A 12,845-nucleotide genomic window follows, 5' to 3' on the forward strand; every position below is an offset into this window, starting at 1 on the left:
GGTGTCTTGCAGGCTTTCGATACTAAGATCGCCGCCGACGTCGGCGATGACTTTTTTGCCACTGGCCACCGCCCCCTTAAGCTGCGTGTCGCCGCCGGATGACAGCAGCAACTGGTTGCCAGCCTCCACTTTGGTATTGGTATGGGTCAGCTCGTCGCCGTCGGCCTGGCCCCGGTTTCCGGTGGCACCCAGGTCCAGGGTAAAGCCGTTTCTGCTACCGCCCAGCGAGAGGCCGATACCGATGCTGGCGCTGCTGCCTTTGCTGTCGGTGTTTTGCTGGCTGGTGTTGTTGGCGGCGAGCAGGTTGATGTCGCCGTCGGCCATCAGGCTGGCGTCACGCCCGGCCTTGATCTGGCTGCCTTGGACCGTGATGTTGCTGTCTGCACCTGCGCCGGTCGCGCGCAGGCGCACATCTTGACCGGCGGTGATGGTCGAACCGGTGGCGCTGTCGCTGGTCTGGGTGGTTTTGCTTTCGTTCTTCTTGGTGCCCAGCGACAGGCTGATGTTGATACCGCCTGCCGCGCCAGGGTCCATTGCCACCGCCGTGGCGGCGTTGTTACCGGCCAGCAGGACCGTGGCCGCTGCCAGCGCCTTCATGCGCCCGTCATCGGTTTTCTCCGATGCCTGCTTCATCTGCTGGGTGGTCTGGATTGCACTGATGACAGGGTTAGTCACCGTCAGAGTGAACCCGGTCTGTTTGAACAGGGTTTCACGTTCGCGCTTGCTGGTGTTGCGTGCCTCGACGATGTCGACGGTCTGCCCGGTGATGTCGACGTTACCCTCGGGCGCAGAGACGTGGCTGCCCACTTGGCGATAGCCTTTACCCGCATCGATCAGCACATTGCCACTGGTCGAGCCCACCGTACTGGCCGCCGCCGTCTGACGGAGGGTGAGGTCTTTGACGCTCTGCTGCTGTGTGCCGAGGGTGACCGCGATACCGCCGCCGCTGAACAAGCCGCTTGTCTTCACCGACTTGTCGTGACGTTCGCTGCTGCTCTCGGTCGCCGCTTCGATGTTGATGTTGTTGTCTGCCGCCAGAATGGTCTGGGTGGTAGACACCACGTTGCTGCCGTTCACGTTGATGTCGCGGCCAGCCTGAACGTAGGTCTGTTCGCCGCTGAGTGTTGAGCCTTGCGCCTGGGTTTGGTTGACGGTGTCGCGTGTGGTGGTGGTCTTGCTTGAGAACAAGCCGTTGCTGCCTTTGAACTTGTGTGCTTCATCAGCGAATTGGTTGTTTTTCGCAGCCGTCATGTTCACGTCGCGCCCGGCGTCGGCAATGATGGCACCTTGCTGACTGGTGACGCTCGCGCCTCGGGCATTGAGGTCCTGCCCGGCGCTCAAGCGAACATCGCCCTGGCCCTGAACGGTGGAGCCGACTTCTGTCTGGCTTGCGTCCTTGCGCCAGTTGCTGCTGTTCCAGCTCACCGATTGCTGATGGGCCTCGCCGACCGTCGCCAGGTTGATGGTGTTGCCTGCCTTGAGCGATGTGCTACCACCTGTGCCGGCGTTGACCACTTGGGCGCCGGTCAGGTTGAGGTCCTTGCCTGCGCTGACGTCGAGGGTGCCGCCAGCACCGCTGACAAACAGCCCGGCCACCCGCGAGAGATTGGTGCGCGTACCTTGGATGCTGCTGCTGTCACGACTGCTGGACACGACGTTGACGTTTCGCCCGGCGTTGATGGCGAGGCTTTCTGTCGCGCCGATCAGGCCGCCGAGGTTGTCGAGGTTTTCCCGTGCCGTCAGCGAGACCTTGTCGGCCTGGATGCGGCCGCCGAGGTTTTCGATGTTCTGCGCGGTAATCGCCATTACGCTGCGCCCTGCCAGGCTGCCGCTGTTGACCAGATCACCGGCAATGTTCAGGTTCAGGCGTTGCCCGGCAATCAGCGAGCCAGAGCCGTTAAGGTCGCTTTCCTGCACGCGCACGTAGACCTGCGGCACCAGCACGTTGCGGGTTTCGCCGCTGGCGAGGGTGACTTTTTTCTGTACCAGCCAGACGATATCGCTGGTCAGTTGCGCCATCTGCTCGGGGGACAGCTCGATGCCCGGCACCAGTTGCCATTGATTGGCAAGGGTGACGGCATTGTCGATCAGCGCCCGGTACTGCGCTTCGTCATTGGCATAGCCATCGAGGAAGCGCCGACCGGTGAGTTGTGCAACCTGTTCGCGAATCAGTTTTTGCTCATAGAAGCCATCGCCGAGACGCTGCTGGGTGAGCGCAGGGTCGACTTGCAAGCGCTCCAGCATGTAATCCGAAGACAGCCAGGTGCGATAGCTGGCGAAACGCGGATCTGTTTCGACCAGGTAATGGCTGGTGGTCTGCGGATGGGTGGTGAACAGGCTGTTATTCGGCAATTCCAGGGACGGCCCCCCGGTGCGAATTTGCTCGGCCACGCCTTGTGCGTTCTGGGTGGTCTGCGCTGCAACCTGAACGATCGGAGCGACTTGAAAGGTACGGGCGGCCGGAGCGCTGACCGTACCGGTGGAAGCGATCTGCTGGCCGACGGCCTGAGTCCCGCGTGCGCTGATCTGGGTGCCCGTGCCGCTGACCGCTGTGTTCTGCGCGAAGACGGTAGGCTGCAGGGAAATATCCTGAATCAGCGGCGCAGGGGTATAGGCTGCGGTGTTCGCGCCTTGCCGGTCGCGGCCCTTGCGCTGGATACGGTAGAAATTGGTGACGCTGCCGCTGTCGACGGTGGTGCGCTGGCCCGACACTTCGGTGTTGGTCAGGCTGGTGACGTCTGCCTGCAATAGTCCGCCGGCGATGATGCGGCTCTTGTCGTTGAGCACGTCGCCAGCGCTGATCTGCATTGTCCCGCCAGACAGGATCTGCGCCGGGGCCGAGGTGGCGATCTGGGTTTCGTTGACGACGCGGGTGTAGTCGTAGCGGTTCCAGTTGTCGCGCTGGCCCTCGGGGGTGACCAGGTAATTCACCTCATCGTGACGTAGGGAGATCTCGTTGGCTTGGTAGCGGTTGGTCGAGCCGGTGAGTTGAAACTCCTGCTCGGGTGTTCGACTGACCTCAACATCGCGCGTGCTGAAATGTTCGTTGGTGTTGCGCACGCTTTGTACGTTCAAAGACAGATCGCCAAGCGCTTCGAGGGTCGCGCTGGCATTGGTCAGTAATTGAGCGCGACCCTCAGCGGTATCGAGCGCGCTCAAGGTCCCGCCAATGGCGAGGTCGCCAGCACTGAAGACCAGCGATTGCTCGCGGTTATTCAGGGTTGCGGTGCCGATATTCAGTGATTCACGGGCTGCTATCGTTGCTGCGGTGCCATTTTCATCGAGGTTGTTCAACGTCGAGGTGGCTATCGCCAGTTGGTCGCCATACAGGCGCGCGGTACCGAGGTTATTCAGCGTCGCTGCCTGCACGCGGACTTGCTGGCCGTCGATCAGCCCGCGGTTGGTCAGGGTGTCAGCGACGTTCAGACGAACCTGGCCCGCGCTGATTTCGGCGTTGGCGCTGTTGTCGAGCGTCTGCGCGCTGACTAGCAGGGACTTGCCCGCCAGCAAACGCCCGGTGTTGTTCAGCGCTCCGGCGGTGCTCAGATCAACGCCGTTGTTGGCTTGAATCTGCCCGCTCAGATCAAGGCCGCTCTGCACCCTGAAGTTGATGTCGCCCAAGCTCAGGGCCCGGCCCGTGCCGCTGTAATAGGCCGCGTTGAGCGACAGCAGCTTGCCCGCAATCAGCGTGCCGTCGAGGTTATTCACCGATTGGCGACGCTGCGCGGTATCGCGGTCGCGGATGGTCAGGTCACCGGTCGAAGAGATCAGCCCGCTCTGGTTATTCAGCGTCTGGCTCACGCCCAGCAGCAGGCCTTCATCAGTGCGCACGGCACCGGTCTGGTTGTTGAAGGTGTTGACCGCCAGGTTCATGCTGCGGCCTTCAAGGCCTAGGTTGGTGCCCTGGGTGGCGCTGTTGTCGAGCACATCGGTGCTCAGGTTCAACGCGCCTGCACTGCGGACCAGCCCACCCTGATTGATGAGGGCCTGACTCAGTGCCAGCTCGACGTCGCCGAGGCTTTGCAACTGGCCGCCACGGTTATCCAGGCGTGCGCCGTCGACGTGTACGGTTTTCTCGCCAATGATTTGGCCGCCGTTGGTGTTGACCACGTCGCTGGCGGTGAGCAACAGATTGCCCTTGGTACTCAAAAAGCCGGTGCTGTTATTGACGCTGGCGCTGCGGATTTCCACGGCATCCTGACCGCTGACGCCTTTGGTGGTGCCGGAGTCGAGGTTATTGAGGGCCCGATTTCCGGTGTCGATAAACAGTTTGCCTGCAGACTGAATCAAGCCCGCCGCGTTACGCAATTCGCCGCTGCGCAAGTCGAGCGTGGCGCGTGCGTCGAGCGTGCCATCGCTGTTGTCAAACAGATTGCTGTTGCTGTTTAGGTCCAGTGCCAGACCACTGATCACACCGCTGTGGTTGTTCACACCTTGCGCCGCCACGGCGATGTTGCCCTGGGCTTCGAGACGCCCTGCGTCGTTGTTCAGTGCGCCATCGGTCACGTTCACCGACAGCCCGGACTGCACCGAACCCAGCACGCCATGGGTGTTGTTGAATTGCCCGGCGATGATCGCCATGCGCTGGGTCGAGGCGAGCGTGCCGCCGATATTGTTCAGTTGACCGAAGCGGGCTTGCAGCGTACTGCCGGCGCTGAGGGTGCCCTGAGCATTTTCCAGGCGCGCGCCGCTCAGTTCAGCGCCGCCGCTGGCAGCCAGCGTTCCGCCGCTGTTGTCGATCAAATCACTGGCGGTCACCGTCAGCAGGCCGCCGTCGGTTGCAACAACTTTGCCGTTCTGATTATTCAGCGTGCCAACGTTGATCGCCACAGCGCCAGGGCTGCTGACCTGGCCGTTCTGATTGTTGAATTGCCCGCTGACATTGATCTGTAAAGGCTCCAGCCCCGTTTGCAGAATGCGCCCGTATTGATTGGACAGGGTGCGGGCCTGGAGCGTGAGCTGTTGGCCCTGGGCCAGACCTTCATCCAGCACCACGTCGTCAGCCTTGATCGACACGCTGCCATTACTGGCAATGCTGCCTTTGGTACTGCCGAGTTGGTTGGCCTGAATGCCCAGCGAACCCTTGCCTGCGTGTTCGATGCTGCCGCTGCCGTTGTCGATGCGACCGGCGCTGATCCGGGTATTGGTCGCGTTTGAGGCAATTCGTCCGCTACGGTTGTCGAGGCTCACGGTGGCGTTTATCGATGTGTCGGCGACGCCGGTCTGCACCAGCTCGCCGCCGACGTTGGACAGATCACCGGCGTTCAGTTGCAGGTTGTCGGCGTTGACGCTGGCGCTGTCTGTGCGCAGGGTTTTTGTCGCGTTGGCCGCGAGGGTCTGGCTGGCATCCACGCGGCTGCCACTGAGATTGCTATCGCCGTTGTTGGCGGTCAGGGTGACATTGCGGCCTTGAGTCTGGCTGCCGCTGAGGTCCAGATCATCGGCCTGGATGCTGACATCGCCTGCCGCCAGGTTTTGACCCTGCGCTTTGACGTGGGTGGCGCGCACCGCAAGGTTGCCGCTGCTGCCCAGTTTGCCGTCCACGCCTGCGCCCGCCGCCAGGCTTGAGCCCTGGGTGCTACGAATCGATTTGGCGCTGAGGGTTGTTTGATTCTGGCTGGCAATCGTGCCGCTGTTGTCGATATCCCCGGAGCTGGTGAGGTTCAAATCGCCCTTGGCGTAAAGCGAGCCGCTATTGTCAACGCTTGTGGCAGTGATACGGGTGGCCGTGGTGCCGCTGATTGTGCCCATGTTGTGCAGTTTGCCGTCTGCGCTGACGACCACTTCACCCGCCATGGCGCCAATTTGCCCGGCATTACGCATGCCGACACCCGATTCGGTCCCCACCAGCACGATCTTCCCGGCGTACATTCCGCCCAATTGCGCCACGTCGATGCCGACGGCTGGCTTGTCGCCGTCGGCGCCGGCCTGAGGCTTGGCCTGGGTGTTATCGGCGTTGACCTGATTGCGTCCGGCAGTGACCTTAAGGTCATTGGCCCAGATACCCGCATTGACCTGCACGGTACGGGCAATCAGGTCGGTGTAATCGGCGTCGCGGCTATCAAGGCCCTTGCCCTGAATGTTCAGGGTGCCGCCGTTCACGGTGTAGCCGCTGATGCTGCCGTTCTCCAGCTGCACCTGACCGGTGCTCAGGGTCGCACGGTTGGCGTTGATGAAGCCGCAACCGTCGCAGGTAATGCCGGCCGGGTTGGCGATGACCACTTGGGCGCGTTGCCCGGCGACTTCGACATAGCCGCGTAACTGGCTGGGGTTGCTGGCGTTGACCTCATTGAGGATGACCCGCGCGCTGCCTTTGGCCATCGCTGCGTTGCCTTCGATCCAGCCACCCAGTTGCGTTTGGGTGTTGGCGCCGCTGTTGTTGAGGATGACGCCGCGCGAGTCGACATCGAACTGATTGTAGGTGTTACGCGAAACCCCGGCCGCGCTGGGCGCTTGAATATTCACCTGCGGCGTGCCGTTGGCGCTTTGAATCACCGTCGGACGCTGGCCGGCTGCGGCGGCAGGATCGGCCACAATCGTGCCCGCCGCCCACGCCGGTACAGCGCTCCAGGACACCAGCCCGAGCGCGATCATCAATGCAAAACGCATCGGCCCGAGCGTTGCCGTGCAGCCCGCGGAGGCGGTGGTGAGGCTGACGCGAGTGCCCGGCGCCTTGACCTGGCTGGTGACGTTCTCCGCCACCACCATCAACAGCCCGCGTGCCTTGTTGAAAACAATTCGGTACAGGTGCTTGTTCATAGCAATTCCATTTGCGGAGCCGGCCCGCGATACAAAAGTTGAAGTTACGGTGCTGTGGCAACCGGGTGAGCTGCAAACCAGGCTCTGGCCTGTTCAGGGATCACACCGATGCCCTGGAATGTCTTGATTTGCAGGCCTCGCTCGTCGCCCCGGTGATACAGCGCGCGACCGCATCGGTTGGCGAACAGGTGGCGCTGGAGGATTCGGGTAAAGGTGGCTGTATGGCCAAACGGCGCGACCCAGTCGTTGAGCCAGAGACGCTCGCCGCAATTCCAGTCCGCGTCGCTCAATGTCAACGGTGATTGCTGCAAATAGCGCTGTTCCGCTGCTTCATCGACGTTAAGCCAAGAGAGGTAGCACACCGGCTTGCCGTGCTCGCTGCCCAGCACGAATTGGCGATGCTTGAGCGCCGGCAGCAGGAGTGTCGGTAAGCTGTGCAGTGGCGCATCACGGTGAGCGCTGGAATGCATCCACAACCAAGTGACCGAGCCCAGCACTGCCGCCTCGTTCCAAGGCTCGTCGATCAGGCCGGGTGCCGTGATGTCCAGGGTTTCAAAACGCATGGCATTACCCCTCAGAACGACCAGATGACGGTAAAGTCGCTGGTCACGTTGGCGGTCTTGAAGCCATCGGGCTTCTTGAGCGGCGTGCCTACCGACCAGTCATAAGACAGGCCCTTATAACCACCACGCACACCCACCACAGCCCCCGCCAGTCGTTTACCAATCAGGAACTTACTGGCCTGACCGCTGACTTCGCCGTAGTCGACACCGGTGTAAAGCTCCTGGCCGGTTTGCCCCAGCGCCAGGCCAACTTCGTTGCGCAGTGTCCAGCCGCGATCGGCAGAAAGAATGTTTTCGCCGTCAAACCCGCGCACGCTGTAGCGTCCGCCAATCGAGAAGCGGTCTTGCGGCACCAACGGTGTGCGGTTCCATTGCGACCGCCAACTGCCGATATAGCGCAGGCGCTGGTCGCTGAGGGCGAATGGCACTTGCAGCTGGGCGTCGGCGGTGATGATCTGCGAGCGGGATGTGCCTGCACCGGAGGCTTCTTCGGGGGCCGGCAGCGAGTCATGTGCGCCGGTGCCGCGACGGTAGGCGACGCCAAGGTCCAGAATAGAGGTGCCGATAAATTCCCGGTGATCCAGGCCGAGCTGCCAGCCCGCCATGCGCCGATCCTGGTTGCCGATCTCGGTGTCGTCGATGAAGTTTTCAGAAGACCGTGTCCACAGGCCACCCCACGCCGTGGTCTTGCGCACGGCATCGCGGTAAAGCAGGCGAGACAGGCGCAGATCGTTGGTACGGCTTTCGCCTCGATACTGGTACGTCTGGGTGGCGCCGGCGACCGACTGCTCGTAGTTATACTCGCTGGTGGTGAACGCCAGTTGCCAGTAACCCATCGGCAGCGAGTAGTGGAGCGTATTGCCATTGGAGCCGTGTCGGCCGGACTCGCCGCCGCCCAGGTCGTGGTTGAAGCTGGCGTAGAACAAATCGTTGAGCGATAGCAGGTTGTCCAGCGACAGCGATACATTGCCCTGATACTTGCCTGTGGATTTGCTGCCCGAGTTGTCGACGGACAGGCTCACGCGGGCCGGAAACTGCTGGCTCCATTTGATCACCACATCGCTTTCGCCGGGCTTGGCATCAGCCGCCAGGGTGGGTGTGATCTGAATGTCGGCGTCGGCAGTGGGCACGCGCTTGAAGTTTTCCAGCGCCTGTTCGATATCGCGCAGGTTAAGCAGGTCGCCGGGGTTGGCAGGCATCGCATTCCATAGGGTTGCGCGACGGCTGGTGCCTTCGGCAAAGCGGATTTCGCGGATGCGCCCCGGCACGATTGTCAGTACCAGAATTCCGCTGTTGAGGTCCTGCGCTTCGGCAAGCACGCGGGTGGTGACAAATCCCGCCTGGATGATCGCATTCTGCATGCGCTTCATCGTCATGTTGATGCCCGCGCCACCCAGGCAACGCCCCACTGCGGAGTCTTCCTCGGGGTTGGCGGCCTTCAGCGCCCATTGAAACTTCTCGGATGCGTCGCCAATCAGGCGGATGTCTTTAATGGCGAAGCAGGGCGCTTCTTTTACGGGAAGACGAGAGCCGCCTTCGTCGAGCGCAGGTGCCTGAAGACGCACATCGGGCCGCGATTCCAATTGATCACGCAGCGCGCGTTCACGCTCCTGCTGACGCAGTAATTCCTCTTCAGGCCCGGCAGCCTGAGCGGTGGCGGTCGTAAAGAGTGTCCACACTGCCAGCGCCGTCAGCGCGAGGTGTCTTGCATTCATCGACGACAAGCCGGCCAGCCCCACGACATATCGAGAGGGGCCAAGCTTGTGCAGTGGGCAGCGTGAGTCCGCAGGCATTTCACATCCTTGTGATCAGAATCAGAGGCACAATAAGTGAACCGCCTGGAACGGCAGTGGCACTGAAGAAAATAGAAAATGTAAAGGTTTCGACGAGCAGAAAACGAAATTTCCTACATTCAATCATACGCTCTGATGGAGGCTTAGCCCGAAAGTTCCGTGACGGGCAAGGCTGCGATAACAACGCTCAGGAAAACGCTCAGGAATGTGACGATCTTCACGCGTATTGCGAGTGCTGAGGCAAGCGAATCAGATAGTTTGCTAGATATTAATACCTAGATCGAGCAGATCCAGGAATGGTCGCGCCTCATTAGCGGGGTTGTGCTGATCTTAGGGGCTCGTAGCGCACGAGGCATTTGCCCTGTTGATGCGGCGCACGGTCTTATGGTCTCGCAGGTGAAATGTCCCGGTAGATCTTACGCCGCTGTTTACAGTGTTGCAGGAAGTTTTCCTACATGACGTCAGGCTTGGGCTCCAGCAAGGGCTATTTGAACTAAAAGAGGAAAGAAGAGGCAATACGATGAAACGTTGGGAGGTGTACCAGGAAGGCAAACGGTTTGAAGGTGTTCAGGCCCGCGACCATTCCGAGGCAGTGCTTGAAGCATTGCGCAAACTCGATCTCGATGACGAGTCGGGTCTGGACGTGCGGCTGGCCGCGCAGTAATTCGGGAAAAGTCAGCCATGTCGTCCAGCACTAATCCGCTTGTTCTCTGCGTGTATAGCTGCACCGTGTATGGCCAACTTGCATCTGCCTTAATCATCGCCCGAGCTGACTAAGGCCTGCTCCGCATGCGGTGCCGAAGTCCTGGCTGAATGGGGCGGCGGCGTAGAGATGGTCACCAATCAACTCGAATAACGGAAAAATATGTGACGCAAGTTTTTGCTCCTAACCGATGACCGAACCGCATGAGTAATGCAGTGCGTGCGAAAACAGCTTTTCGTTAATGGCATTTTTCGTGGTATCAGCTGAAAAAATTAAAATAAAAATATGATTTTTAAAGACTTTTTATGGTTGTTTATGTTCGAGTGGGAGTGATCCTGCGCTAGCAGGTAAACGCTGAATAACAAAACCCCGGCCAGGTGCCGGGGTTTTGTGTTTCTGGAATACGCCAGATCAAACAACACTGATCGAAGTGTGGGAGCGGGCTTGCCCGCGATGAGGGCCTATCAGGCAAAACATCGATAACTGACAGGACGCCATCGCGGGGAAGCCCCACATTTGATCTTCTTTCGGCTTTAGCGCCGCGCAATATCCGAAAAGTAAAACTTATCCAACGTATGCCGCGACTCGGTGTACTCGAACTGCCTGCCGTCCTGCAAAAACGTCTGGTTGCTCACCACAATCACATGGCTTTGCCCATCCAGATCCAGATGCGCCTGGTCGTCCTTGCTGCGCGGCAGGGCTTCGATGGTGCGCTGCGCGTAGCTGATCTGCAGCTCCAGCGTCTGTTCGATAAACGCATAGATCGACTGCTCGGCGATGTCGCGGTCCAGGCCGGGGATCAGGTCAGCCACAAAGTGGTTGATATCCAGGATCACGCGTTTGCCGCCGATGCGCCGTACCCGTTTGATGCGGGTAATCAGAGCGCCGGGCGCGGCTTCGATGTGTTGCAGCAGCGAGCCTTCGAGCGGGAACTGGCTGAATTCGACTACTTCGGTGCGTACGTCATCGCCCAGGTCAGCGTGGGTTTCGTGGAAGCTGACGATGCCGCCCAGTTGGAACTCAATGGGGTTGGGCGACAACACAAAGGTGCCCTTGCCGTGGATTTTTTGCGCAAAACCACGCTCCTGCAATTGCTCGATGGCGCGGCGTACCGTGCCACGGCTGGCCTGGTAGGCGTCCATCAGTTCGGTTTCAGAGGGAAGGCGCGTACCGCGTTGCAGGCGTTCAGTGGTGATGCTGGCAAGCAGATCTGTATAGATCTGGTTGTATTTGCTCATGGGGATGGCTCTGTGCCCGGCTTGATGAAGGTGAACGGCGGGTTCAAGGCAGGAACCTTAGTGGCAGAGGTGGGCTTTGTCCATTGGACCTGCGTGGAATTAGGGAAATGTCTGACTTCAAATTCAGAAAAATAAACTTTATGTGACTCGTACAGACGAGTTATTGATTTAACTCGTACATACGAGTACTTTTGCCCACGGCGTGCTGCCAATGACTGCCCCCAAATAAAAAAACCAAAGTGGAAACCAAGCATGAGCCACGACTATTCCAATATTGCCCGCGAGATTCTCGAGAACCTCGGGGGCAGCGACAACCTTGAGCAAGCCGCCCACTGCGTGACCCGCCTGCGCCTGGCGCTCAAGGACCCGAGCCTGGTCAACAGCAGCGCGTTGAACCAGGTCGATCTGGTCAAGGGCTCGTTCTTCACCGGCGGCCTGTTCCAAGTGGTGATCGGCCCCGGCGAAGTGGAAAAGGTCTATGCCGCCCTGCGTGAGCAGACGGGTCTTGCGGCTTCGACCATCGCTGACGTCAAGCAGAAGGGCGCCGACAAGACCAACGCCATGCAGCGTCTGGTGCGTGTGTTCTCCGACGTGTTCATGCCGATCCTGCCCGCGCTGATCATCGCCGGCCTGCTGATGGGCGTGAACAACCTGATGGGCGCCAAGGGCATGTTCATCGAGGGCCAGACGCTGCTGGAGGCATATCCGAACCTGGATGGCCTGTGGAGCCTGATCAACCTTATGGCCAACACCTCGTTTGTGTTCCTGCCGGCGCTGGTGGGCTGGTCGGCGGCCAAGCGCTTCGGCGGCAGCGAAATCCTCGGTATCGTGCTTGGCCTGATGCTGGTGCACCCGGACTTGCTCAACGCCTGGAACTACGGCAAGGCGGTGGCCGGGCTCGATGGCCAGAGCTTGCCGTACTTCGATATTTTCGGTTGGTTCAAGATTGAGAAGGTGGGTTATCAGGGCCAGATCCTGCCGATCCTGATGGCGGCCTATGTGATGAGCGTGATTGAAAAGTGGCTGCGGGCACGCGTGCCTAACGCTATTCAACTGCTTGTGGTGCCGATCACCACCATCGTCGTCACCGGTGTGCTGGCTTTGGCGATCATCGGCCCGGTGACCCGTCACCTCGGCATCCTGATTACCGAAGGCGTGGTCACCCTGTTTGACCTGGCGCCGATGGTTGGCGGGGCGATTTTCGGCCTGTTGTACGCGCCGCTGGTGATCACCGGCATGCACCACATGTTCCTCGCCGTGGACCTGCAACTTATCTCCACCCAGGGCGGCACCTTTATCTGGCCGATGATCGTGATGTCCAACCTGGCCCAGGGCAGCGCCGCACTGGGTGTGTTCTACATGACCCGCAATGCGCGGGACAAAAGCATGGCCTCGACCTCGGCGATTTCCGCTTACTTCGGTATCACGGAACCGGCGATGTTCGGCGTGAACCTGCGCTTCAAATTTCCGTTCTATGCCGCACTGCTCGGCTCGGCGCTGGGCAGCATTTTCCTGTCACTTAACAAGGTGACGGCCTCGGCCATTGGTGTCGGTGGCTTGCCTGGGTTTATTTCGATCATTCCGCAGTTCATCCCCAGTTTTGTGATCGGGATGGTCATCGCCATGGTCGTGCCGTTTGTTCTGACCTGTGCGTTGAGCATGAAGATTGTGCGGCCGGGGTATCGCGTCGCTTGATCGATCGCTATCGCAGGCAAGCCAGCTCCCACATTTGAATGTGTTCACACATCAAAGTGGGAGCCGGGCTTGCCCGCGATGAGGCTCTCAAAGC

The 12,845-nt window shown here is 60.2% G+C and carries 6 protein-coding genes; 2 read left to right on the plus strand and 4 right to left on the minus strand.

From position 1 onward, the window contains the following. From HX790_RS21110 to HX790_RS21120, 3 genes are all read right to left on the minus strand, one after another. The coding region (locus HX790_RS21110) for a hemagglutinin repeat-containing protein (protein ID WP_176992084.1) at positions 1–6,759 on the minus strand (6,759 nt) is incomplete at its 3' end. A 44-nt stretch (positions 6,760–6,803) separates the two neighbouring features. Next, positions 6,804–7,322, minus strand: a complete 519-nt coding sequence (locus tag HX790_RS21115) for a toxin-activating lysine-acyltransferase (protein ID WP_017139694.1) — start codon at positions 7,320–7,322, stop codon at positions 6,804–6,806. Positions 7,323–7,333: 11 nt separating this feature from the next. Continuing rightward, a complete protein-coding gene (locus HX790_RS21120) occupies positions 7,334–9,037 on the minus strand; it encodes a ShlB/FhaC/HecB family hemolysin secretion/activation protein (RefSeq protein ID WP_050547762.1) in 1,704 nt (567 codons plus the stop codon). 598 nt (positions 9,038–9,635) lie between these two features. On the opposite strand from HX790_RS21120, the gene HX790_RS21125 reads away from it, so the two are divergent. Then, positions 9,636–9,779 carry a hypothetical protein gene (locus tag HX790_RS21125; RefSeq protein WP_017139696.1) on the plus strand — a complete coding sequence of 48 codons (144 nt, stop codon included), beginning with the start codon at positions 9,636–9,638 and terminating at the stop codon, positions 9,777–9,779. Positions 9,780–10,351: 572 nt separating this feature from the next. Here the strand turns inward: HX790_RS21125 and treR are convergent. Beyond that, entirely contained in the window at positions 10,352–11,056 is a 705-nt protein-coding gene (gene treR / locus HX790_RS21130) for a trehalose operon repressor (RefSeq protein WP_017139697.1), read from the minus strand. A gap of 252 nt (positions 11,057–11,308) precedes the next feature. Between treR and treP the strand changes: the two genes are divergently transcribed. Further along, positions 11,309–12,751, plus strand: a complete 1,443-nt coding sequence (gene treP / locus HX790_RS21135) for a PTS system trehalose-specific EIIBC component (protein ID WP_017139698.1) — start codon at positions 11,309–11,311, stop codon at positions 12,749–12,751. Positions 12,752–12,845: the final 94 nt, after the last annotated feature.

This window comes from Pseudomonas sp. IPO3747 (assembly GCF_013385245.1).
Lineage (GTDB): Bacteria > Pseudomonadota > Gammaproteobacteria > Pseudomonadales > Pseudomonadaceae > Aquipseudomonas > Aquipseudomonas edaphica.

Excerpts from the sequence above, each read along its gene's own strand:
- HX790_RS21115 (WP_017139694.1), bottom strand. The coding sequence starts at position 7,322 with ATGCGTTTTGAAACCCTGGACATCACGGCACCCGGCCTGATCGACGAG.
- HX790_RS21120 (WP_050547762.1), bottom strand. The coding sequence starts at position 9,037 with ATGAATGCAAGACACCTCGCGCTGACGGCGCTGGCAGTGTGGACACTC.
- HX790_RS21125 (WP_017139696.1), top strand. The coding sequence starts at position 9,636 with ATGAAACGTTGGGAGGTGTACCAGGAAGGCAAACGGTTTGAAGGTGTT.
- treR (WP_017139697.1), bottom strand. The coding sequence starts at position 11,056 with ATGAGCAAATACAACCAGATCTATACAGATCTGCTTGCCAGCATCACC.
- treP (WP_017139698.1), top strand. The coding sequence starts at position 11,309 with ATGAGCCACGACTATTCCAATATTGCCCGCGAGATTCTCGAGAACCTC.